18 protein-coding genes, 2 tRNA genes, 3 rRNA genes and 1 pseudogene are annotated in these 23,852 nt (G+C 58.6%); 19 read left to right on the forward strand and 5 right to left on the reverse strand.

Annotated elements, in window-relative coordinates; translation table 11 throughout:
• From H567_RS29300 to H567_RS0107855, 12 genes and pseudogenes are all read left to right on the forward strand, one after another.
• Positions 1-182 (forward strand): annotated as a pseudogene (locus H567_RS29300) (hypothetical protein); the annotation flags it as partial.
• A gap of 155 nt (positions 183-337) precedes the next feature.
• Positions 338-460 (forward strand): hypothetical protein, encoded by a 123-nt coding sequence (locus tag H567_RS29815; RefSeq protein ID WP_279614977.1) that lies wholly within the window; start codon positions 338-340, stop codon positions 458-460.
• A 114-nt stretch (positions 461-574) separates the two neighbouring features.
• Positions 575-1,720 carry a divergent polysaccharide deacetylase family protein gene (locus tag H567_RS27050; protein ID WP_051184608.1) on the forward strand — a complete coding sequence of 382 codons (1,146 nt, stop codon included), beginning with the start codon at positions 575-577 and terminating at the stop codon, positions 1,718-1,720.
• Positions 1,721-1,831: 111 nt separating this feature from the next.
• Positions 1,832-3,004, forward strand: a complete 1,173-nt coding sequence (locus H567_RS0107815; protein WP_028320973.1) for a DegT/DnrJ/EryC1/StrS family aminotransferase — start codon at positions 1,832-1,834, stop codon at positions 3,002-3,004.
• Positions 3,005-3,208: 204 nt separating this feature from the next.
• A 16S ribosomal RNA gene (locus tag H567_RS0107820) occupies positions 3,209-4,773 on the forward strand.
• Positions 4,774-4,867: 94 nt separating this feature from the next.
• Positions 4,868-4,946, forward strand: a tRNA-Ile gene (locus H567_RS0107825).
• A gap of 6 nt (positions 4,947-4,952) precedes the next feature.
• Positions 4,953-5,028, forward strand: a tRNA-Ala gene (locus H567_RS0107830).
• A gap of 183 nt (positions 5,029-5,211) precedes the next feature.
• Positions 5,212-8,238: ribosomal RNA gene (locus H567_RS0107835) — 23S ribosomal RNA — on the forward strand.
• Between the two features lie 70 nt (positions 8,239-8,308).
• Positions 8,309-8,425: ribosomal RNA gene (gene rrf / locus H567_RS0107840) — 5S ribosomal RNA — on the forward strand.
• Together the 16S, 23S and 5S rRNA genes with 2 tRNA genes alongside form the textbook arrangement of a ribosomal RNA operon.
• 301 nt (positions 8,426-8,726) lie before the next feature.
• Positions 8,727-9,626 (forward strand): 50S ribosomal protein L11 methyltransferase, encoded by a 900-nt coding sequence (locus tag H567_RS23730; protein ID WP_153306092.1) that lies wholly within the window; start codon positions 8,727-8,729, stop codon positions 9,624-9,626.
• Positions 9,627-9,686: 60 nt separating this feature from the next.
• The gene (locus tag H567_RS27055) at positions 9,687-10,223 is read left to right on the forward strand and encodes a PaaI family thioesterase (RefSeq protein ID WP_051184610.1); all 537 of its coding nucleotides are present in this window, start codon (positions 9,687-9,689) and stop codon (positions 10,221-10,223) included.
• Positions 10,216-11,541 (forward strand): DUF362 domain-containing protein, encoded by a 1,326-nt coding sequence (locus H567_RS0107855; RefSeq protein ID WP_028320974.1) that lies wholly within the window; start codon positions 10,216-10,218, stop codon positions 11,539-11,541. Before H567_RS27055 ends, H567_RS0107855 begins: the two co-directional genes overlap by 8 nt.
• Here the strand turns inward: H567_RS0107855 and H567_RS0107860 are convergent.
• Positions 11,528-12,184 carry a protein-L-isoaspartate(D-aspartate) O-methyltransferase gene (locus H567_RS0107860; protein WP_028320975.1) on the reverse strand — a complete coding sequence of 219 codons (657 nt, stop codon included), beginning with the start codon at positions 12,182-12,184 and terminating at the stop codon, positions 11,528-11,530. The two genes, H567_RS0107855 and H567_RS0107860, sit on opposite strands and share 14 nt — an antisense overlap.
• Positions 12,185-12,618: 434 nt before the next feature.
• Between H567_RS0107860 and rd the strand changes: the two genes are divergently transcribed.
• The 5 genes from rd (at position 12,619) to H567_RS27060 (ending at position 16,508) form a co-directional block, all read left to right on the forward strand.
• Complete coding sequence (rd, locus tag H567_RS27810) at positions 12,619-12,777, forward strand: rubredoxin (protein WP_084517026.1); 159 nt, start codon at positions 12,619-12,621, stop codon at positions 12,775-12,777.
• Positions 12,778-12,805: 28 nt separating this feature from the next.
• Positions 12,806-13,903, forward strand: a complete 1,098-nt coding sequence (locus H567_RS0107870) for a two-component system sensor histidine kinase NtrB (RefSeq protein WP_035253719.1) — start codon at positions 12,806-12,808, stop codon at positions 13,901-13,903.
• A gap of 579 nt (positions 13,904-14,482) precedes the next feature.
• Complete coding sequence (locus H567_RS0107880; protein WP_028320977.1) at positions 14,483-14,680, forward strand: ferredoxin; 198 nt, start codon at positions 14,483-14,485, stop codon at positions 14,678-14,680.
• A 154-nt stretch (positions 14,681-14,834) separates the two neighbouring features.
• Complete coding sequence (locus H567_RS0107885; protein ID WP_028320978.1) at positions 14,835-15,743, forward strand: TIGR01777 family oxidoreductase; 909 nt, start codon at positions 14,835-14,837, stop codon at positions 15,741-15,743.
• Between the two features lie 12 nt (positions 15,744-15,755).
• Positions 15,756-16,508 (forward strand): RNA 2'-phosphotransferase, encoded by a 753-nt coding sequence (locus H567_RS27060; RefSeq protein WP_153306093.1) that lies wholly within the window; start codon positions 15,756-15,758, stop codon positions 16,506-16,508.
• A gap of 169 nt (positions 16,509-16,677) precedes the next feature.
• Here the strand turns inward: H567_RS27060 and mtaB are convergent, their stop codons facing one another.
• The 4 genes from mtaB to H567_RS0107910 all read right to left on the reverse strand — a co-directional run bounded on the left by mtaB (position 16,678) and on the right by H567_RS0107910 (position 20,886).
• Positions 16,678-18,003: a tRNA (N(6)-L-threonylcarbamoyladenosine(37)-C(2))-methylthiotransferase MtaB gene (gene mtaB / locus H567_RS0107895; RefSeq protein WP_028320980.1), complete on the reverse strand. Its 1,326-nt coding sequence runs from the start codon at positions 18,001-18,003 to the stop codon at positions 16,678-16,680.
• 12 nt (positions 18,004-18,015) lie between these two features.
• Positions 18,016-19,080: a tRNA 2-thiouridine(34) synthase MnmA gene (gene mnmA / locus H567_RS0107900; RefSeq protein WP_028320981.1), complete on the reverse strand. Its 1,065-nt coding sequence runs from the start codon at positions 19,078-19,080 to the stop codon at positions 18,016-18,018.
• A gap of 165 nt (positions 19,081-19,245) precedes the next feature.
• Positions 19,246-19,671 carry an NIL domain-containing protein gene (locus H567_RS0107905; RefSeq protein ID WP_028320982.1) on the reverse strand — a complete coding sequence of 142 codons (426 nt, stop codon included), beginning with the start codon at positions 19,669-19,671 and terminating at the stop codon, positions 19,246-19,248.
• 33 nt (positions 19,672-19,704) lie between these two features.
• Positions 19,705-20,886, reverse strand: a complete 1,182-nt coding sequence (locus H567_RS0107910; protein ID WP_028320983.1) for a pyridoxal phosphate-dependent aminotransferase — start codon at positions 20,884-20,886, stop codon at positions 19,705-19,707.
• A 267-nt stretch (positions 20,887-21,153) separates the two neighbouring features.
• Here H567_RS0107910 and H567_RS0107915 point away from each other — a divergent pair, with 267 nt between their 5' ends.
• Positions 21,154-22,329: a 6-phosphofructokinase gene (locus H567_RS0107915; protein ID WP_028320984.1), complete on the forward strand. Its 1,176-nt coding sequence runs from the start codon at positions 21,154-21,156 to the stop codon at positions 22,327-22,329.
• Positions 22,330-22,767: 438 nt separating this feature from the next.
• Positions 22,768-23,838 (forward strand): flavodoxin-dependent (E)-4-hydroxy-3-methylbut-2-enyl-diphosphate synthase, encoded by a 1,071-nt coding sequence (gene ispG / locus H567_RS0107925; protein WP_035253753.1) that lies wholly within the window; start codon positions 22,768-22,770, stop codon positions 23,836-23,838.
• Positions 23,839-23,852 lie beyond the last annotated feature (14 nt).

Genomic DNA, 23,852 nt, shown 5'->3' on the forward strand with positions numbered 1-23,852 from the left:
AGGACCTGGAGGGACACCTGCCTTCCGAGAAATCTGATGGGGAGGAAGGCGGCGAAAAGGATGCCAAAGACCCGGGAGAGGAGGCCGCACAGGTCCTCCTTGAACAAGACAATCAAGTTCGGTATGCCTTGGATCTGCTGAAAAGCTGGAAGGTTTTTTCCAGGATAAAGTCGGCATCCTGATATTGTCCGAACCGGCAGGAAAACATGGCCCCAAGGGGTACTCTAGATCATACGGAAATGATTTTGCGGTAGGACTCGGTTTCCAATCCGGAAATGAGGATTTTTCTTCACACCCTTCGGGTGCTCAGTCCCACCGCTTCGCGGCGGGTCCCGGTTTGGCCAATATCAAGGAAATCAAGCGTTTGTGCGGAGGCGACCTGCAGGTCGCCGCACAAGCAAACGTGCAGGTTGACGCCGAGATTGGCCAAAAAGACCATTTCCGGATGGAAACTCTCTAGGGTGTTGGAGGACGGGCGCGTGGATCGGCGCACGGTTCTGGTGTCTGGTTGGGAGCGAAAAGGAGAACGAAAAGAAAACCCCGGAAGCGCACAAAGCGGTCAAAATTCCGTCCGTTGACCATTGGGCTTTTCCTCGCCTTTCTTGGCCTGGTGGCTTTCTCGTTATGGGTTTTTCGGGACAAGGGGTTTACCGGGGATGCCGTCCGGACCATTCCGCCTTTCGAAGAGGTTGTCAGCGTTCCCGAAGGCTTCCGCGATGCAGTGGGAGAGATAGACCGATCTGTTTATCGCGTGCTTTTCGATTCGGGGATCGGCGAGGAGAGTGTCTCTTTCGAGCGGGTTATTCCTCAGCATCGCAATGGGATCGTCTGGGATTATGCCGAGCTTTCGGTCCGCTGTTCGAACGAGGAGTCTGCCAGGAAGCTGGCGTATGCTCTGGCACAAAACGCGGATGTCTATGACGCCCCTAAGATCCGGGGAAGGATCCTATCCTCGACGGGCGGGCGGATGGTGATCGAGATCAGCAAGGACAACCTGCGGACTCATCTTGTCTCCCTTGTGTGGGGTGTTCCAGAGGATCGGAAAATCCCGCGCCATCCCAAGCTTGCAATCGTCATCGACGATATCGGATATGACCGGCGGATGGCAGACGCGCTGATGTCTTTGGACTTTCCGTTGAGCCTTTCTATCCTGCCGTACGGCCCCTTTTCACGGGATGCCCTCGAGAAGTGCGAAGAACGCGGGCTGGAAGTGCTCTTGCATCTGCCGATGGAGCCGAAGGGTTACCCGGAGGTGGATCCGGGCGAGGGTGCGGTGTTGCTGCAGATGGATGAGACCCAGATCGCTGACGCACTGGATCGGGCCCTTGAACGGGTGCCCGGTGTCAAAGGGGTCAACAATCACATGGGATCCGCCTTCAGCGAGAACCTGGAGAAGATGCGTGTCGTGCTTGCATTTTTGAAGTCGCACGATCTGTATTACCTGGACAGCCGCACCAGCCCTCGAAGCGTCGCCATCGATCTGGCGGGTGACCTCGGGCTTGAGGCTGTGAGTAGGAATGTTTTCCTCGATGACGACCCCTCGCTGCCGGCCGTCCAGACGCAGATGGAGCGACTGCTGAGTCTTGCCCGGCATAACGGTTCGGCGGTGGGGATCGGCCACCCGCACGAATCCACCTTGCAGGTCCTGCGGGAATTCGCCTCACGGATTCGCAGTGAATTTGAGGTGGTGGCTGTTTCGGAGTTGGTGAAAACCCGATGAGTCGTCTGCCGCCCGGATGCCCGGGGCGACACCGGATGGGGCTGGACGCAAGCTGCGGCCGCTTTGGCAGAGAGGGTTTTTCCGCCCTACGGCGGAGGGAGGGAGAGGCTTTTGAAGGTTCCATTACTTGATCTGAAAGTGCAGTACGCACGGATTCGTGATGAGATCGACCAGGCTGTGAAAGGGGTCTGCGAATCGCAGCAGTTCATCCTGGGGCCGGTGGTCGCTCAGTTGGAGAAGGAGATTGCGGGGTATTGCGGGAGTGCCTATGCCGTGGGCGTTTCTTCGGGAACGGATGCCCTCCTCATCTCGCTGATGGCATGCGGGATAGGCAACGGCGACCTGGTGGTCACAACGCCATTCACCTTCTTTGCGACGGTAGGCTCCATTTTTCGAGTGGGTGCTACGCCCTTGTTCGTCGATATCGACGAGAAGACTTATAATATGGATCAAAGGATCCTGGGCGAGATGCTCGATCGGCTGCCCGCAGAGCGGCGTCGACGGGTCAAGGCAATCGTCCCGGTCCACCTTTTCGGCCAGTGTGCGGATATGTCTCCCATCCTGGAGATTGCAGGAAAATACGGGCTTGCCGTCATCGAGGACGCTGCGCAGGCATTGGGCGCCGAATACCGGTTTCCATCAGGCGAAACGATGAGGGCCGGTGCGATGGGGCAGATGGGGTGTTTTTCCTTCTTCCCCTCCAAGAATCTGGGGGCTTTCGGGGACGCGGGAATGGTAACCACCCATGATGAGGAACTCGCCTCGAAGCTCAACCTGCTGCGTGTGCATGGGGCGAGGACGAAGTACTACCACGATTTGATGGGAGGAAATTTCCGGCTGGATGCGATTCAGGCGGCAGTGCTGCAGGTCAAGCTTCGGTACCTCGATCAATGGACGGCGGGCAGGCGGCGAAACGCCGCCATTTACAGACGTTTTTTTGAAGAGAAAGGCCTGAAAGAGGTGGGCTTGCCGTTCGAAGACACGCCCCGACACATTTACAACCAGTTTGTCATAAGACTTCCCTATGACCGGGACGGATTGAAAACCTTCCTGAATGACCAAGGCATTGGGTGCGAGATTTATTACCCCGTCCCGATGCATATGCAGCCCTGCTTCTCGATGCTCGGGCATCGGCCTGAAGATTTTCCCGTGGCCTTGGAGGCATCCGATTCGACGTTGGCGTTGCCGATCTACCCGGAACTGGAGGAAAACCAACTTATGTATGTTGTTGATAAGATAGCTGAATTTTATGCATCCAAAAAAACTTCAAAAAAATCCTCGTGAGGCGATTTTTTTTGTTGACAGGATAAAACCTGCGAGGTATAAACACGCTTTCTTTGGCGCACAAAAAAAAGTTCTTGACACGGTCCAAAGAAAAGACTAATCTTCAAAATACAAATCGAACGGATTCCTTGCTCTTTGAAAACTAAATAGTGATGCCGCTGTAGGCCCTTCTGAAAAGATTGGGCCGCGAGCCCAAAGATGATTTAAGTGGAGAGTTTGATCCTGGCTCAGAACGAACGCTGGCGGCGTGCCTAACACATGCAAGTCGAACGAGAAATTCCGGCTTCGGCTGGAAGAGTAAAGTGGCGCACGGGTGAGTAACGCGTGGGTAACCTGCCCTTGAATCTGGGATAACTCCGCGAAAGCGGTGCTAATACCGGATATCGTCCCTTTGACTTTGGTCATTGTGATGAAAGGTGACCTCTTCATGAAAGTTGCCGTTTAAGGAGGGGCCCGCGTACCATTAGCTAGTTGGTGAGGTAACGGCTCACCAAGGCCGCGATGGTTAGCTGGTCTGAGAGGATGATCAGCCACACTGGAACTGGAACACGGTCCAGACTCCTACGGGAGGCAGCAGTGAGGAATTTTGCGCAATGGGGGAAACCCTGACGCAGCAACGCCGCGTGAGTGAAGAAGGCCTTCGGGTCGTAAAGCTCTGTCAAGTGGGAAAAAATCTTCATCGTAAACAGCGCTGAAGACTGATGGTACCACTAAAGGAAGCACCGGCTAACTCCGTGCCAGCAGCCGCGGTAATACGGAGGGTGCTAGCGTTGTTCGGAATTACTGGGCGTAAAGGGCGTGTAGGCGGTTTGGCAAGTCAGGCGTGAAAGCCCAGGGCTCAACCCTGGAAGTGCGTTTGAAACTGCCATTCTGGAGTATGGGAGAGGAGAGTGGAATTCCCAGTGTAGAGGTGAAATTCGTAGATATTGGGAGGAACACCCGTGGCGAAGGCGACTCTCTGGACCAATACTGACGCTGAGACGCGAAAGCGTGGGGAGCAAACAGGATTAGATACCCTGGTAGTCCACGCGGTAAACGATGAGAACTAGGTGTAGCGGGTATTGACCCCTGCTGTGCCGTAGCTAACGCATTAAGTTCTCCGCCTGGGGAGTACGGCCGCAAGGCTAAAACTCAAAGGAATTGACGGGGGCCCGCACAAGCGGTGGAGCATGTGGTTTAATTCGACGCAACGCGAAGAACCTTACCTGGGTTTGACATCCTTTGACCGCCATGGAAACATGGTTTTCCCGACTCTGTCGGGACAGAGTGACAGGTGCTGCATGGCTGTCGTCAGCTCGTGTCGTGAGATGTTGGGTTAAGTCCCGCAACGAGCGCAACCCTTGTCTTTAGTTGCCAGTATTAAGTTAGGCACTCTAAAGAGACTGCCTCGGTTAACGAGGAGGAAGGTGGGGATGACGTCAAGTCCTCATGGCCTTTATACCCAGGGCTACACACGTGCTACAATGGGCTGTACAAAGGGTCGCTATCCCGCGAGGGGGAGCTAATCCCAAAAAGCAGTTCTCAGTTCGGATTGGAGTCTGCAACTCGACTTCATGAAGTCGGAATCGCTAGTAATCGTGGATCAGCATGCCACGGTGAATACGTTCCCGGGCCTTGTACACACCGCCCGTCACACCACGAAAGTCGATTGTACCAGAAGTTGCTGGGCTAACCCTTCGGGGAGGCAGGTACCTAAGGTACGGTTGGTAATTGGGGTGAAGTCGTAACAAGGTAGCCGTAGGGGAACCTGCGGCTGGATCACCTCCTTTCTAAGGAGATTAAGTGGTCTCCAACCACTAAATCCTAGGTCAATCCTACAGTTGGCATCACTATTTAGTCTTGAGGGAGCAAGGGATACCGCATGGGCCTATAGCTCAGTCTCGGTTAGAGCGCACGCCTGATAAGCGTGAGGTCGTTGGTTCAATTCCAACTAGGCCCACCAACCATCGGGGGTGTAGCTCAGTTGGGAGAGCACCTGCTTTGCACGCAGGAGGCCATCGGTTCGATCCCGTTCACCTCCACCAATTCGAGCACAGTGCTGAACGCTATGAGTCATCTGGACGATCAAGCTGGTTGGACTCACAGCTTTGAGCCTTGCGCTCCGGACGAAATGTCCGTATGGTTCTTTGAAAACTGAATACAGAGACAAGTAAATCAAAGGCGCCTTTTTGTTTAAAAAGGTTACTCATTAGTATGGATGGCTTTATGGCCAAGATACTAAGGGCAAACGGTGGATGCCTTGGCGCTGGATGGCGATGAAAGACGTGGTTAGCTGCGATAAGCTTCGGCGAGCCGCTAAACAGGCATTGAACCGAAGATTTCTGAATGGGGCAACCCATCCCGGGTAATTCTGGGATATCTGTCGCTGAATACATAGGCGGCAGAAGCGAACGAGGGGAACTGAAACATCTAAGTACCCTTAGGAAAAGAAAGCAATAGCGATTCCCAAAGTAGCGGCGAGCGAAATGGGAACAGCCCAAACCGAATGTATGTCAAGCCTGCAAGCGTTGTACATTCGGGGTTGTGGGATTCCGTTGGAGGTGCTTGCAGGCACCTCGGCAAGTCACAAATCCAATTTATAGTCGAACGATCTGGAAAGGTCGACCACAGAGGGTGATAGTCCTGTAGACGAAATGAATTGGACTTGCTGGACGGAACACCCGAGTACCGTGGGACACGTGGAACCCTGCGGGAATCCAGGAGGACCATCTCCTAAGGCTAAATACACGCCAGCGACCGATAGTGAACTAGTACCGTGAGGGAAAGGTGAAAAGTACCCCGGTGAGGGGAGTGAAATAGTACCTGAAACCGTTTGTCTACAAGCAGTGGGAGAACGTTTGGGATCCCTCGGGATTCCATGTTCGACTGCGTACCTTTTGCATAATGGGTCAGCGACTTACTCTGTGTTGCAAGGTTAAGCCGTCAGGTGTAGCCGAAGCGAAAGCGAGTCTGAACAGGGCGTTCAGTAGCACGGAGTAGACCCGAAACCAGGTGATCTATCCATGGGCAGGGTAAAGGTCGAGTAACATCGACTGGAGGCCCGAACCGCAGAGGGTTGAAAACCTCCCGGATGACCTGTGGATAGGAGTGAAAGGCTAATCAAACCTGGAGATAGCTGGTTCTCCCCGAAATATATTTAGGTATAGCCTCACAAATTAAGTGACGGGGGTAGAGCACTGGATGGGCTAGGGGTCCTACCAGATTACCAAACCTAACCAAACTCCGAATACCGTCAACTTCTATTGTGGGAGTCAGACTACGGGAGATAAGTTTCGTGGTCGAGAGGGAAACAGCCCAGACCGCCAGCTAAGGTCCCTAAATATGCGCTAAGTGGGAAAAGAAGTGGAAATGCAGAGACAGCCAGGAGGTTGGCTTAGAAGCAGCCACCCTTTAAAGAAAGCGTAACAGCTCACTGGTCAAGTGATTCTGCGCTGAAAATATAACGGGGCTCAAGCGCATTACCGAAGCTGCGGATTCTTCGATTCGTCGAAGGATGGTAGGGGAGCATTCCATCCGGGTAGAAGCTGGACCGCGAGGACCAGTGGACCGAATGGAAGAGATTATGCTGACATGAGTAACGATAAAGCGGGTGAGAAACCCGCTCGCCGTAAGCCTAAGGTTTCCTGAGTAAAGTTAATCTTCTCAGGGTTAGTCGATCCCTAAGCCGAGGCCGAAAGGCGTAGGTGATGGGAAACAGGTTAATATTCCTGTACCACCATACTGGCGTTTGAGTGATGGGGGGACGCAGGAGGGTAGGCCAGTCGGGTGATGGATGTCCCGATTCAAGCCTGTAGGTGGAGAGGGTAGGCAAATCCGCTCTCTCTTAACACCGAGAGGTGATGAGGATCCGCTTAGCGGAACAAACTGGTTGATCCCATGCTGCCAAGAAAAGCCTCTAGCGAGTCAGTAAGGTGATCGTACCGCAAACCGACACAGGTAGGCAGGGTGAGTATCCCAAGGCGCTCGAGAGAACTCTGGTCAAGGAACTCGGCAAATTGACACCGTAACTTCGGGAGAAGGTGTGCCCTCACTAGGTGAAGAAATTCTCTTTTGGAGCCGAAGGGGGTTGCAGAGAAATGGGGGTGGCGACTGTTTACTAAAAACACAGGACTCTGCTAAGTCGCAAGACGATGTATAGGGTCTGACGCCTGCCCGGTGCTGGAAGGTTAAGGGGACTTGTTATCTGCCCCTCGGGGTAGAAAAGCTTTGAACCGAAGCCCCAGTAAACGGCGGCCGTAACTATAACGGTCCTAAGGTAGCGAAATTCCTTGTCGGGTAAGTTCCGACCTGCACGAATGGCGTAACGACTTCCCCACTGTCTCGACCAGGGACTCGGTGAAATTGAATTAGCGGTGAAGATGCCGTTTACCCGCGAAAAGACGGAAAGACCCCGTGAACCTTTACTATAGCTTGACATTGGACTTTGGGCTAGTATGTGTAGGATAGGTGGGAGACTGCGAAATCTCGACGCCAGTCGGGAGGGAGTCGTCCTTGAAATACCACCCTTATTAGTCTAGGGTTCTAACCTTGGCCCGTTATCCGGGTCGGGGACAGTGTCTGGTGGGTAGTTTGACTGGGGCGGTCGCCTCCCAAAGCGTAACGGAGGCGCGCGAAGGTTCCCTCAGGCTGATTGGAAACCAGCCGTAGAGTGTAAAGGCATAAGGGAGCTTGACTGTGAGAGAGACATCTCGAACAGGTACGAAAGTAGGTCTTAGTGATCCGGCGGTTCCGAATGGAAGGGCCGTCGCTCAACGGATAAAAGGTACTCCGGGGATAACAGGCTTATCGCCCCCAAGAGTTCACATCGACGGGGCGGTTTGGCACCTCGATGTCGGCTCATCGCATCCTGGGGCTGGAGCAGGTCCCAAGGGTTTGGCTGTTCGCCAATTAAAGCGGTACGTGAGCTGGGTTTAGAACGTCGTGAGACAGTTCGGTCCCTATCTTTCGTGGGCGTAGGATATTTGAGAGGATCTTTCCCTAGTACGAGAGGACCGGGATGGACGAACCTCTGGTGTACCAGTTGTCGCGCCAGCGGCATCGCTGGGTAGCTATGTTCGGAATGGATAACCGCTGAAAGCATCTAAGCGGGAAGCCAACCTCAAGATTAGATATCCCTCTCCGGATTCGTCCGGGGACTGAAGACCCCTCGTAGATGACGAGGTTGATAGGCCAGAGGTGTAAGTGTGGCAACACATTTAGCTGACTGGTACTAATTGGTCGTGCGGCTTGGCCATATTTTCACCATCCAAATGAATGAGACCTTTGATTGCTTGTCCTGTATCAGCTTTACTTTTGGTTTAGTTTTTCGGTGGCAATGGCGAAGAGGAAATACCCGTTCCCATCCCGAACACGGAAGTCAAGCTCTTCAGCGCCGATGGTACTGCGTGGGGGACTGCGTGGGAGAGTAGGACGCCGCCGAATTACCTTTTAAAGCCCATCGCTTTGCGATGGGCTTTTTTTATGGGTGCGCCCGGCAGGGCGCACCGACTTGGAGGTGTACGCGCCCTGACGGGATTGAATCACCCGCTCTGCGTAAAGTTTTCGAGGCATCGGTTGTGAGGCTTTTCATCCATCCTTTTCCGGATGTTTCCACCCCGTAGCCGCGCGGATCATTCTGTGCTTGACGTGGACGTGCGGGGATGTTTATTTATTTTTCCGGCCGGAAAGGGTCTTTTTTGCCAATTTCGGCCTCAATCTGCACGTCGGTTGTGGGTTGCGTGTTGTGAGCGATCGTCTTGAAGCGATGGGCGGAGTTGTGAGCGGGGGATCTTGCCCTTACCGGGATCTTTACATCTACGCTTTGGAGGGCAGGGTCCTTCGTGCTGATGAGTCAGGATTTGGGTCTGAATTCATCGGCAATTGGGTGGAAGGAGAGAGTTCATTTCTCTTTTTCAAGGAACCTGCTGATGAGCGGGTCGCCCGCCTCCTTGCGCAGCGTCCTGAACTGACGCTGAGCGAGCGGTACCAGTTTGACTATGAGGAGTGGCAGGGCGGGGGGCTGGATTGTATATCCGCGGGAGGGATTACCTTCCGGGCGGCGTGGTCCCGGGTCGGAACAGATGACGGCAGGACCCTGCTCCTCGACCCCGGAGTGGTTTTCGGAAACGGAGTACACCCTACGACCCGTGACTGTTTGAGCGCCCTGGCTGAGGCGCATGCGAGGTTTCCTTTTCATAGTGTGCTCGATCTCGGAACGGGGACCGGGATTCTTGCCCTTTATGCTGCGGCCCTGGACGCTGAGCGTGTCCTTGCGGTGGATCTGAATCCCCTGTGCGTCCGGACCGCCGTTCGGAACGTTGCCCTCAATGGATTTTCCGATGTGATCCAGGTAGTGGAAGGGCGGGCAGAGGACTTCTGCCGGAAGGGGGTCGACGTCGTGGTCGCGAATATCCATGCCGAGGTGATCAAGAGCCTGCTCGCCGTGGAGGCGTTTCTGCAAAGCCCGGTGCTCATCATCTCGGGTCTTTTGAGGACTCCTTTTCGGGAGATCCGCGAAAAGATCAGAGCGGCAGGGTATGACATACACAGGGTTTATGAACACGAGATGACGTGGCACACGCTCATGGCTGTGAGGCCGGCGCCTGGCGACAGAGCCATGGGCCGATTTCGGGTGGAGCCTTGAGCGATAAGCTCCCGGCCCTGAAAGGGCACCACGGCTGCTTTTGGCAACGGAGAGAACTTGATGATGAACGAAAAGCGGCGATATATCGAAAAACCTGTCGGCCACCACTGTTTTGGCTGTGGGACGGCCAACCCGGTGGGGCTGAACATGCAGTTCTATCCCTGCGGCGATATGCTCTGTTCCGATGTTGTCCTGAGGGGCGAGCACGTCGGCTGGGAAAACATCGCGCACGGCGGTATCATTTCGACCTTGCTGGATGAAATCATGTCCTGGTCGATCATCTACTTTCGCAGGGTGTTTTTCGTCACGCGGAAGATGGAGGTGAAATACGTCGCCCCCGTTCCTGTAGGGGTAACGTTGACCGCCAGGGGACGCATCGTGGATCCGACCGACCCGCGGCATCTCAAGCTGGCCGGAGAACTGGTCGATGCCGAGGGGCGGGTTCTCGCGAAATCCAAGGGGGATTTCGTGGAACTGTCGCTCGAAAGACTGCCGGGGGTGCCGGAGGTGGTGAAAGAGGAAATGATGCGGCTGTTCTCCATTTATGCATCCGCCGGCAACGCTCGAGTGCCGGCGGAAGGGGCCGGGAATGGATAAACGGCTCGTTTCGGTTGTCCGCTATGATGAGGCGGCCCGCTCCGTCGAGAGTGCCGTGGGGCTTTGCGACGGATTAAAGGGCGTTCCGCGGGACGCAAGGACGTTCATCAAGCCGAATATCGTCTTTTGGTCGCGCCGCGTGCCGTTTCCCAAATGGGGGGTCATCACCACTTCCCGCGTGGTAGCGGATGTGGTGGCTGTTTTGAAGGCCCACGGGATCGAGCATGTGACCATCGGAGAGGGGATGGTGACCTACGATCCGAAAGATGTTGCGACCCCGGCCCATGCCTTCGAGATGCTCGGCTATCGCCGGCTCGAAGAGCGTTACGGGGTCCGATGCGCGAATATCCACCAACGTCCCTTCAGAACGGTGGATCTCGGGGACGGCATCCGCGCAAAGGTCAACGCGGATATCCTGGAAAGCGATTTTGTCGTGGACCTGCCGGTGCTCAAAACCCATTCTCAGACTGTTGTGAGCCTCGGGGTCAAGAACCTGAAAGGCTGCCTGGATATCCCTTCACGGAAGGCCTTCCACGACACGAGGGACGGACTCAGTCTGCACCGGAAGGTGGCCGGGCTGCCTGGCATGCTGCCGGAGCGTTCTCTGACCATCGTGGATGGGATCTTCACGAACGAGCGTGGCCCTGGCTTCGACGGGCGGATCAGGCGGAAGGATATACTGGTGGCCTCCGCGGACTGGCTCTCCGCCGACCTGGTGGGGGCGGCCCTCCTTGGCTACACGCCTGAAGAGGTGCCGCATCTCGACTATCTGGTGAAGAGAATGGGCCGGGCGCCGGATCTGGGAGATATCGAGATCTGCGGAGAAAAGATCGCGGATCAGCGTCTGTTGCACGCCTATGCCTTCCCTTATACGAAGGACGGCTCGTTGCCTGTGCCCATGAAGCGCATGGGCATCGAGGGGTTGGCTTACCGTCAATATGATCAAACCCTCTGTACTTACTGTGCCCTTCTCAGTGCGGCCGTCGTGCCGGCGGTCGCCAAGGCATGGAAGGGGGAGCCTTGGGATGAGGTGGAGGTGCTGACCGGCAAGGTAATGCAGCCGACGTCAGGAAAGAAAAAGACGATCCTGCTCGGCAAGTGCATGTATCTGGCCAACCGGAACCATCCTGATATCGCCGAGATGCTCGCTGTGAAGAGCTGTCCGCCCACGTTGGAGGAGGTTGTGGATGTCTTCCACCGCGCCGGAATCCTCATCGAGCGGAGCTTGATAGAGGACATCGAGGCGGTTCCAGGGTCGTTTATGCAGAAGTACGAGGGCAAACCCGAGTTTGACGAAGGGCTTTTCAGGATTCCTTGATGCTGTCCTGCCAGCCGTGGATACCGATGAGGTCCACGAAGCGGCATCCGCCCAGCCCCTTTTCAACGAACTGCCCATTTTTCCGAGTGATCTGAACGAGTTCCTGGCTGTATCGATTGCCTAGGGGAATGACCAGCCGGCCGCCCTCAGCCAGTTGATCCAGCAGGGGCTGTGGTATTTTGGGGGCTCCGGCGGCGACGATGATGGCGTCGTAGGGTTCGTACTCCTTCCATCCGAGCGTGCCGTCGAAGGCCTTGAAGAAGATGTTTTTGTGTCCCAGTTCGGTCAGAACCCGCTTTGCATTCTCCATCAGGGGCCGAATCCGCTCGACGGTGTAAACCCACCGGGACAATTCGGCCAGAATCGCCGTCTGATAACCGCTTCCCGTGCCGATCTCGAGTACGTTTTCGTCGCCTTTCAGTTCGAGGGCCTCTGTCATCATCGCTACGATGTAAGGCTGGGAGATGGTCTGCCCGTGCCCGATCGGCAGGGGGTAGTCGTTATAGGCTTCGCTGACGAGGGCTTCCTGCACGAAGCGGTCGCGCGGGATTTTGCCCATGGCCTGGAGCACACGCGCGTCTTGTATACCGCGGGCAATCAACTGGTTCTTGACCATTTTCTCCCGCGCAAGACGATAGTCGATCCGTCCGTTCATCGTTTCTCCTGCGTCGGCCCTGTCTGTTGACCATCGAGGGATGGTCCCGGGCACGGGCTTGTTTTTCGATTCAGCATCGGAATCGGTCCTGACATCCTATTCTCTATCACATGTTCCCCGTCGAAGCAATCCGGTCCGTGCGGGCCTCACGCAAATCGGGTTGGATGAGAGCCCCTCCGGCCGCCGGAGCTTCGAAGCAACTTGACATCCTCTCCGGCGTACCTTAGCTTTAGGGATACTTTCAACGGCTTGCAGTCAATAGCTTTTCAATGGATGAAATTCCAGGGCTTCAATCGAGGCGGCCGTGTGCGGCGATGGCTGACATGAAGAGGCATTTTCCCGTATGTGAGAAGGGGATTCAGGTGCCCTGTCGACATGTCCGAGGACCACAATGATGACTTGAACAGAGCGGAGGTTGAAGAATGGATAAGTACGTTTGTACGGTATGTGGGTATGTCTACGATCCAGCTGAAGGGGACCCTGACAACGGCATCGATCCCGGTACAAGCTTTGCGGATATTCCCGCCGACTGGACATGCCCGGTTTGCGGCGCATCCAAGGATCAGTTCGAAAAGGAGTAATCCTGGAATGAGGCCTTGATTGAAAAACATGGGCGAGACAGAAAAATACTTCGATCAGAACGAGGAATTGGTTTTTCTCAAACATGCTGTCGAGAATACCAATGAGGCCTTTGTCACGATCGACAAAGACCATAAGGTCCTGTTTTTCAACAAGGCCGCCGAGAGGATTTTCGGCTACGATCGGAAGGAGGTGCTTGGTCATGATCTCGGCGTGATCATGGCCCCTACCTGCAGCCGAGATCACCGCGAGGCCGTGGCGCGCTACGTGGAGTCGAGGGTTCCGCGGCGGATCGGGCATGAGACCGAGATCCTGGCGATGCGGAAGGGTGGAGAGATGTTCCCCGCATCCATCTCCTTTTCCGTCGCTGAGGTGGACGGGCGTCTGATCTTCACCGGCATCGTCCGGGATATGACCGAGACCCGCGCCCTTCAGGAGAAGATCATGCAGTCCGAGCGCCTGGCGGCTTTGGGTCAGCTTGTCGCCGAGATCTCGCACGAGATCAAGAACCCGTTGATGATGATCGGGGGGTTTTCCCAGCAGTTGCTGCGGTCCGTCAGTGACCCGAAGGACAAGAGCAAGCTCGAGATTATCGCAAAAGAGGTGAAGCGCCTCGAAAACCTGCTGGCCGACCTGAGGGAGTTCCACGGCAGGCGGGCTCTGGAGGCTGCCCCCGTCGATCTCCACAGGCTTCTGCAGGACACTGTCGCCATCGTGAGAGAAAACAATCCTGAGAAGGCTGTCAACATCGAACTGATGGAAGACCCCGATGGGCGGTTCGTGTTCGGGGACGAGGAGCGCCTGAAACAGGTGTTTCTGAACCTCATCAAGAATGCCAGCGAGGCGGTGGAAAGCGGAGGCAACATCCTGGTCGTGACCCGGGTCGCGGAAGACAAGGTCGCGATCGACATCCAGGACAACGGTTGCGGCATTCCAGTGGAATACCAGGAGAAGGTTCTTTCCCCCTTTTTTTCCACCAAACAGAACGGGACTGGTCTTGGTCTGTGCATCTCGAAGCGGATCGTCGAGGAGCATGAAGGCGGCGGTCTCGAGATCGACAGCCAGGTTGGACAGGGAACGACCATCCATCTGAAGCTCCCCCTGTACCGGGAGACCAAGAGCGCTTAACAGGCTGTTGAAAAGCGCCTGTCTGCTGCTTTGAGCTCATCCCGTGCCACTGCAGCGTGCTGAAATGTGCGCCGCATCCGCGGGATTTAGCATACCTTACGCCCGGCCGTTTTTTAACAGCCTGCGCGCAATGGGTTTTTCAACACGCTGTTATGAGAGCCCGTCGATTCCATCCTCTGCCACCGTTTGAAGGAATGAATCTTCGCTCCGGCCGATGCGCTGCGTATGGATCATTTTTGGGGCGGGCTTCCTGACGAAGGAAGCCGATCGGACAGGCAGGGTCCATGCACCTACGGCGCCTGGCCAAGGGTGATTCAGGCGCGGACGGAATGCCGATCCGCCAACTCGAAGCAAGAAGCAGGCGCCGAGAGGCTGACCGATGACCGTTCAATCTGGAAAGAAATGCCGTGATTGCCGGGAATGCCAACACTGCGCCGCCAGTCGATGCCGGCAGTGTTTGAAGGGGAGTCATTCGGAGCCGGCTTCGCTCGGGCCCTTTCTTACGCGCGGGGATTATCTGTCCTGGCGCCGGTCGCGCGAAGAGGCTGACACAGGGAAAGGGTGCGGGGGAGAAGGCGCTTGAAAGAGGCTCCAGTGGTCAATTTGAAGGCCTGCACCGACTGCGGTTCCTGTCTGGAGGTGGCGCCCGGGATTTTTGCGCGGCGGCCGGAGACGGGTGAGATTACGGTGCTCGAGAGGGATGACTACCCGGATGAAGACGTTCATGCCGCCGTAACGATCTGCCCGGCGGATTGCATCAGCCCGGGACGCGGTTGAACGGTGCTGGGGCGGCTGGCTGACGGAAATCGTTCTTCTGCGGTTTTTTGGAGTGTGAAGAGTATAGCCGGCTGATAGCGACGAGGGGATGAGCCTTGCTCTCCGCAAGGGGAGAGCTTTTCGATCACATCAAACAGGCGGCGGTATTTCAGCGATGCGATTTTTTATCACGGGTGGAAGCGGCTTTGTGGGCTCCAGCTTGACGGCCGGTCTGGTGGCGATGGGCGGGACCGTGACCATCCTCACGCGGCGGATCAAGGCAGACGCCGCTGCACAGGAGGGGGTCCGCTATCTCGAAGGGGATCCGACACAGGAGGGGCCCTGGCAGGATGCCGTGGCGGACCATGACGTCGTCATCAATATGGCCGGGGAGACGATCTTCCAGCGGTGGAGCAGGGAGAGCAAGCGCCGGGTCTATGACAGCCGCATCCTCACCACCCGTAATCTTTCGAAGGCGCTCAATCGCGCCTCCGGGCCGCCAAGGACGCTCATCAGCACATCGGCGGTAGGGTACTACGGCTTCAGGGGGTCGGAGACCCTGGATGAATCCAGCCCGGCGGGTGAGGATTTCCTCGCGCGGCTGGCCCGCGACTGGGAGGCGGAGGCCCTGCGGGCCGCCGCAGGCGGGGTGCGCGTCGTCATCTGCCGCTTTGGAATCGTGTTCGGGCGGCGGGGCGGTGCGCTGGGGGAGATGGTGCCGATGTTCCGCAGAGGGCTGGGCAGTTCCCTGGGCTCCGGGCAGCAATGGATCTCCTGGATTCACGAAAAGGATCTGGTGGGGATCTATCTTCACCTGCTGGGCCGGTCGGATATCTCGGGCGCCGTCAATTGCACCGCGCCCAATCCGGTGACCAATCGCGAATTGACCGAAACCCTGGCCACCGTCCTGGACAAACCGGCGTTTCTCCCCGCAGTCCCGGCCTTCGTCCTCAAATGGAAGATGGGCGAAATGGCTTCGATCCTCCTCAATGGCCAGAAGGTGTGCCCCATGAAACTGCTCGATATGGGTTACCGTTTCCAGCATCCGACGCTGGAAGACGCCCTCACGAATCTTCTGGCTTGATGGGTTGCGCTCTTGGGCAAGCGTTCACATGACATGCAGGTCGAGGGGCTGTCCCGGTTCCTGGACTACGTCCTGGGGCGTCAACCGGACGAGTTCGGCCTGGTCCCCGATGCCGACGGGTATGTTTCTTTCAAAGAGCTTCTGAAGGCGATCCAGGAAGATCCCGAGTGGCGCCAGGTGCGGCAGGGGGGCATCCGCGAGGTGCTGATGGGGGAGAAGCGGGGCTGGTTCGAGGCGGATGACCGGAAGATCCGCGCCGTCGAAAGGTCGTGGACCTTGCCCGGCAGCGGTGTGCCCCTGAGCGAGGTCCCCAGGATGCTGTTTGCCGCGGTGAGGCAGAGGGCGCACCCCGTCGTGATGGAAAAGGGTCTGATGCCTCAGGCCGAGCCTTTCGTGGTTCTATCAGACGACCGGGAGATGGCTGCGAGGCTTGGGCGCCGGCGGGATCCGGAGCCCGTCGTGCTGGAGATCCGTGCATCGGCCTCCAGGGCGAAAGGCGTCCGTTATTTCGGGTTCGGCAGGCTGTTTCTGAGTCCGGGCATCCCGGCCGAGTTTATCGCCGGACCCAAAGTCGACCAGGCGCTGCTCGAGGCGCGGGCGCTGCGCCGCGAAGCAAAGGAAAAGACGGCCGCACCGCAGCCGGATTTCACACCCGGGAGTTTCCTGCTCGAGCCTCTGCGTGATCCGCAGGATCAGCGGAAGCGGGGCGGCAGAAAGCGGAAAGGGTGGAAGGAGGAGAGCCGCAAAGTCCGCCGCGGGCGCTGACCCCGCTTCTCGGCGGGCTTTTCGCCGTTGGCTCCAAGGCCCGCAACCGGCCCCGTACCCTTCCGTCCCGAAAGGGCCTCTTTTGTCCATCTCGGCGTCCATCTGCCCTTCGGTTGTGCCATGTGCCGCAGATCTCCTCAGTACAAACGCTTGAGTTCCTCGATATGGATCAGCCGGGACCCGCTTTTTCGAGCATCCGCCCCCACACCCCTTTTGGTGCGGTGCGCTCTGCCTTGACGGCCAGGAGGCGCCCCGATGCCCCCGATGCCCCCTCGAAAAAGACCGGCACGTAGTTGTCGCTCGTCCCGTGCATCACCCTCTCGGTCTCCGAATGCCAGCCCTCCGCCAGGACCTCCAGTACGCCCCAGACATTCCTGCCGTAAAAGTCCCTGCGCTTGCGCTCCCCAAGCGAACGGATCCGGGCCGCCCGCTCTTTGATCGTCGCCGGGTGAACCTGGTCCGCCATGTCGAAGGCCGCCGTCCCTTGGCGGCGCGAAAAAGGAAAGACGTGCAGATAGGAGATGGGCAGATCCTTCAAAAGCCCCGCCGTCCGCTGATGGGCCTCCTCGTCCTCTCCGGGAAAGCCTGCCATGACATCGACACCGATGGCGGCCTGCGGCAAAGCCGAGTGGATCCGCTCCACCAGGCGCGCGAAGTCCTGCGGCCGATAGCGGCGGTTCATCCTCTCCAAGGTGGCGGCATCCCCGCTCTGGAGCGGGATGTGAAAGTGCCGGCACAGCCATGCTTCGTTCCCGGCCATCTCGATCAGGCCGGGGCTGATCTCGGTCGGCTCCAGGGAACTCAGCCGGATGCGCAGCGGGAGCCGCTCCCTGCCGATGGATTGGAGGAGCCCGGTCAGGCCGGCGCTGTGAGGATCGCCGTTTCCGTATTTGCCGAGGTGAATGCCCGTGAGGACGACTTCGCGGTAACCGGCATCGGCCAGCGTGGTCAGGGCGGCCAGAACCCCGGCCTCGGGAAGGCTCCGGTAAGGTCCGCGCCCGAATGGGACAATGCAGTAACTGCAGAAGGCCTCGCAGCCGTCCTGGATCTTCAGGTAAGCCCTCGCACGGCCTGAGAAACGGGCGACCGGCATGGGATCGAACGGGAGACCCGGCCTCAGATCCGGAACGCTCACTTGGCAGGCATCCGTCCGCGGATGGGTCGAAATCCAGTCGGGAAGTCCGGCCTTGAGCCGGTTCCCCGCGACGAGATCCAGACCTTCGATTCGGGCCAGCTCGCGGGGGGCGACCTGGGCGTAGCAGCCGGTGGCGACGACCCGCGCCGCCGGGTTTTCCCGGATGGCCTTGCGAATGGCCTGCCGTGACTGATGGACGGCCTGCTGTGTGACCGCACAGGTATTGATGATGACCAGGTCCGCCGGGGTTTGGACGGAGCCCTTCTGCCAGCCTGTGTGTTCGAGGGCTTCTTCCAGGAAGGCGGTTTCGTACTGGTTTACTTTGCAGCCGAGGGTGACGGTCTTGAAGACAGGTGCCATGTTATACGCTCTTCAGGATTGGGGCGGTCGCACGATCCATCCGCCGCCGAGGACGGTTTCGCCATCGTAGCAGACCAGGGCCTGCCCCGGGGTGACCGCCCACTGCGGTTCGTGAAAGGTCAGGGAGACCCGGTTCGGGCCTGTCATTTCGAGCACGGCGGGCGCGGCCTTGTGCCGGTAACGGATTTGGGCGAGGACCTCGATTTCGCCTTGGATGGGCTCGATGCCGCCTGTCCAGACAAAGTCTTCGGCCGCCACATTGGACGAATAGAGATCTTCCCGCCGCCCGACAACCACCTCGTTTTGCTGCGCCCGGATCTCCAGGACGTAATAGGGCCTGGGTGAGGCGATGCCGAGCCCGTGCCTCTGCCCGATCGTATAGCGGTAAGCGCCGGAATGGGCTCCGACAGCCGCTCCCCGGATGTCGATGATCCGCCCCGGGGCGGCCGTTCGGCCGTTCCCCTCCTGGATCAGATGACGATAGTCCGCGCCGCCCAGAAAGCAGATCTCCTGGCTTTCGTGGCCGGGTTCAACAGGCAGGCCGAACCTGACGGCCTCCCGCTCCACCTCGGCCTTCGTCATCCTGCCGAGCGGAAACCGGGTCCTCGCCAGGATCTGCGCGGACAGCCTGTGGAGAAAATAGGACTGCTCCTTGCCGGGGTCCGCTCCGCGTCTGAGGCGCGGCCGGCCGTCCTCCGCGGTTAGGACGGCGTAGTGGCCGGTGGCGATCGATGGGGCCCCCATGCGATCCGCTTCATCGGCCAGCTGGGGGAATTTCACCCGTTCGTTGCACAGGACGCAGGGATTCGGTGTGAGGCCGCCCAGGTAGGCCGCCCGGAACGCGGTGATCACTTCCCTGTCGAACGCCTCCCGCACGTCGCGGAGCACGAGCGGGATCCCGATGTGTCCGCAGATCCTGCGGGTTCTCGCGATCAGCGCCTCGCGCCCGGTTTCCGGGCCGGGCAGGAGGAAGTGGACGGCACGGACGCGCCGTCCCTCCCTTTTCAGAACGGCGGCTGCAACGGCGCTGTCGACCCCGCCGCTCATGGCGACCAGGATATCGGTCGGGGGGTTCATCCGGGTATGGCCTCGGGGCCGGCAGGTTCGGCGTTTGCCGGCGGTGCTCGGTCGGGCCGCCGGGCCGCGCGTGCCGGTCCTTGTCAGGGGGTTTCAAACGAAACGCGCCGGCACATCAGCCTGCCGGCGCTTCCGGTATTCAGACTCGTTTGTCGGGGCGCTTTTTCAGGAAAGAAGCGCCTTGTTGAAACGCACCTCCATGGCCCTGGCCGGGCAGGCGGAGACGCAGAGTTCGCAGGCGCTGCATTTGTCGCGGTCGAAGATCACTTCCATTTCCGGGCGTTTGATCCAGAGTGCCCCTGTTGGACAGACGGCGGTGCAGGCGCCGCACTGGATGCATTTTTCCTCGTCGCGCTTGATGTCCTGCGCGATGCTTTCCACCATGATCCCGAGGCTTTTCAAGTACCGGACACCCCGGGCGAAATTCTTCCGGTGCCCGCTCAGCTCGAGGACCATCAACCCCTCCTTGCGGGGATAGATGGTGGCCTTGAGGATGTTGAATGAAAGATCGAACTTCTTGACAAGGTTGACCGCTACCGGTTCATTGACGATGGCCTTTGGAAATCTGAGCGACAGGATCTTGGAATACATCCCGCTCTCCTCTCTGCTGACTGAAACCCGCGTTCAGCGGTATTTTTTCATGACCCTGGCGAATCCCGGGATGGAACGTTCGATGGTGGCGTCGCTGACACAGTAGGCGATTCGGAAGTGACCGGGGCCGCCGAAACCGCTGCCGGGGACGGTCAGGATGTTTTCCTCCCGCAGTTCGCCGATGAAGGCGACGTCGTCTTCGATGGGGCAGCGCGGAAAGAGATAGAAGGCGCCTTCGGGTTTGGTGAATTCATAGCCGGCCTCGCTCAGGCCTTTGCAAAGGAGGTCCCTCTTGCGCTGGTAGGCGCCGATGTCGACGCTTACTTCGAGGAGGCGCGGGATGGCGCGCTGCATGAGCGCCGGGGCGTTGACATAACCCAGGATCCGGTTGCACAGAACGAGGCCCTGAATGATCCCCGACCGGTCGGAGATCTGCGGGTGGGCGGCGACATAGCCGATCCGTTCGCCGGGAAGCGAGAGGTCTTTGGAGAAGGAGGTCACGACGAAGCTTTCCGGATAGACGTCGAAGATGCTGGGGACCTCCACCCCGTCATAGACGATCTTGCGGTAGGGCTCGTCCGAGATCAGGTAGACGGTCTGACCGGTTCGTTTGTTGTAATCCGTGAGGAGTTGACCCAGCGCCTGCAACTCCCCGGAGGAGTAGACGCGCCCGGTCGGATTGTTGGGCGAATCGATCAGGACGGCCCGGGTCCGCTCGTTCAGGGCGCCGGCCATGGCCTCGAGATCCAGCGAAAAATCAGGCTTCGTCGGCACGAGGGATGCGGTGCCCTGGTGGTTGTCGAGGTAGAAGTTGTATTCGACGAAGTAGGGCTTGGGGATGACCACTTCCTCCCCGGGATTGAGGATGGTTTTGAGGACGACGTTCAACCCGCCTCCGGCACCTACCGTCATCACGATGTCGTCGGCTGTGAAGCGGCAGTGGTTGCCCTTGTTCAGGTGGGCCGCGACGGCTTCCCGGGTCTCCGGATATCCGGCGTTCGACATGTAGGCATGGGTGCCGGGGCTCTGATCCTGCACCAGCTCCAGCATGACTTCCCTGAAGCGTTCCGGAGGCTCCAGATTGGGGTTCCCAAGGCTGAAATCATAGACGTTTTCGGCGCCGAAGCGCTTCTTCCGTTCGTTGCCTTCTTCGAACATCTTGCGGATAAAGGATGATTTTTCGATGGATGCCAGGATCTTCCGGGATGCAGGCATGGAACGACCTCCTTATGATGGACTAAAACTACTAGACTAACCTTTTCTGTTGTCATGTCAACAAAAATGGTGCTCTTGGGATGGGGGAGAAGACGGCACAGGCGGCCCTTCCGGCCCTTCTGGAATGATCTTGACAGGTCCGGTAAACTCTTCTAGTTTGAAAAACTTGAGCGGGGGGATCATCCGGCGGATGAGGGTTTTTCGCCGCATGTCGATCCGGCACGCACGGAGAGTGCACAGGAACCGATCTCCGGGACGGGGTGAGAAATGGACATTACAGGGACTGAAAAACCGGTCATTGCTATTTTGACAGGGGGCGGGGATGTTCCCGGCCTCAATCCATGTATCAAGACCGTCGTTTACCGGGCGGCGAGCGAGGGAATCCGGGTCCTCGGCATCCGGAGGGGCTGGGCAGGCCTGCTGGAATACAATCCGGACGATCCGGAGACGGCGTCTCAATGCTTTCAGGAGCTGACACCCGGCGAAGTCCGGACGATCGACCGCTACGGCGGGACCTATCTCCACACGTCCCGAACCAATCCGAGCGCCGTCAAGAAGAAGAACGTCCCGGAGTTTCTCGCCCGCCAGTTCAAAAAGAACGACAAGACGAAGGACTTCACACAGCATGTTCTGAAGAACTTGGAGCGGCTCGGCGTCAGGGCGATCATCCCCATCGGCGGAGATGACACGCTCAGTTTTGCCGAGCGGATCCACAAGGAAGGCTTCCCCGTGATCGCCATCCCGAAGACCATGGACAATGACGTCTTCGGGACGGATTACTGCATCGGTTTCTCCACGGCGGTCACGCGCGGCGTCGAGTTCATCCATGCCCTGAGGACCTGCACGGGCTCGCACGAGCGGATCGCAGTCATCGAGCTTTTCGGACGGTACTGCGGCGAGACCTCCCTCATATCGGCCTATCTGGCCGGGGTCGACCGCGCGATCATCTCGGAGGTGCCTTTCGACCCGCACCGTCTGGCGGAGCTGATCATGCAGGACAAGCGCGCCAATCCGAAGAACTATGCGATGATCACGATCTCGGAGGGCGCGCGGATGATCGGCGGGGATCTGGTGCTCTCGGGCGAGTCCGACGCATACGGCCACAGGCGCCTCGGCGGGATCGGAGAGGAGACGGGGGCGGTCCTGAAAGAGTTGACCGGCGAGGATGTGCTCAATCAGCGGATCTCTTATCTGATGCGGAGCGGCGCCCCGGATTCCCTGGATCTCATGGTGGCCGTCAATTTTGCCAACATGACGATCGACCTGTTCCTGAAGGCCACCTTCGGCCGGCTGGTGGCGCTGAGCCGAGGAATTTACACGGATATACCCCTGAGCACGATCTCGAGCGGCCAGAAGCGGGTGGATGTAAGGGAACTCTACGATGCGGACGAATATCGTCCGAAGGTGCGGCACGTGAGCGGCAAGCCCATGTTCCTGTATTGAACCACCCTCTCACGAAGGCCCCCTCTGAACGGAAGGATATCCTCCCTATGGACCCTCTGCGCGCCCGCCGGCAGGAAAGGGGGTTCGGATGCCGGAAGCACGATTCGGACCTGCGCCTCCCCATTGATGGCGGTTTCCATCTGTAAAGGGTCTTTTTTGCCCATCTCGATGTCCATCTTTGCGTTTCCCCGTGTGGCCGTTTGTTCGGGGCGTCGTTTTGCAAGTGATTGATTTGCTTGTCGTTGGCAGACCGGGACCCGCCGCGAATTGGTGGGACTGGGCGCCCGAAGCGGTGGGGCTGGACTCCGAAGGGGCGGGACCGGGCACACGAAGCGAGTGAAAAAGCCGGACCCTGGTGAAAAGATGGACGGGTTCCGGGCAAAATACGGATATTCGACCCGGGCGGTTTCGGGACAGAAGGGAAAGTCAGGATTCAGCATGTTGGATGACATCCGGCGGCGCAGGACGCGCCGCATCCAAATCGGTTCGGTGCCCATCGGAGATGGCGCCCCGATCGCCGTACAGTCCATGACCAACACGGATACGCGCCGGATCGATGCGACCGTCGATCAGATCCGGGCCCTGGCGGAGGCCGGGTGCGAGATTGTCCGTTTGGCGGTTCCGGACGCGGAGGCGGCCCGCGCGCTGCGGGAGATCCGGTCGCAGATCGGACTTCCCCTGATCGCCGACATCCACTTCGACCACCGGCTGGCGATCGCCTCTCTCGACGCCGGGGCGGACGGGCTCAGGATCAACCCCGGCAATATCGGCGGGAAGCCGGCCCTTACGCGGGTGATCCACGCGGCCCGTGAACGGCGGGTGCCGATCCGGATCGGGGTCAACGCCGGCTCTCTTCAGAAAGACATCCTGGAGGCCTATGGTCATCCCACGCCGGAGGCGATGGTGGCCAGCGCCCTCGAACACATCCGCTTCTTCGAGGCCGAAGGGTTCACCGACATCAAGGTCTCCCTGAAATCCTCGCGGGTGCTCGATACCATCCGCGCCTACGAGCGGTTCAGCGAGGCGGTCGATTATCCGCTTCATCTCGGGGTGACGGAGGCCGGGACCCTGATCTCGGGAACCGTCAAGAGCGCAATCGGGATCGGTTACCTGCTCGCTGAAGGGATCGGGGACACCTTCCGCGTCTCTTTGAGCCGGGACCCCGTCGAGGAGGTCAAGGTGGCCTACGAGATTCTCCGGGCGCTCGAGCTGCGGCACAGGGGGCCGGAGATCATCTCGTGCCCGACCTGCGGACGCTGCGAGATCGACCTGTTCCGTCTGGTGGAAGAGGTGGAGCGGGCCTTGAGCGGGATGACGGCGTCCCTCAAGATCGCGATCATGGGCTGCGTCGTGAACGGGCCGGGAGAGGCGCGCGAGGCCGATGTCGGGATCGCGGGGGGCCGCGGGCAGGGGATCCTTTTCCGGAAGGGCGAAGTGGTGCGGAAGGTCCCGGAGGCGGACCTGGCCAGGGTCCTCCTGGACGAGGTGCAAAAGCTGACGTCCCAGTAGAAATCAATCTGTAG

The sequence above is a fragment of the Desulfatiglans anilini DSM 4660 genome (assembly GCF_000422285.1).
In the GTDB taxonomy this organism is placed as follows: Bacteria; Desulfobacterota; DSM-4660; order Desulfatiglandales; family Desulfatiglandaceae; genus Desulfatiglans; species Desulfatiglans anilini.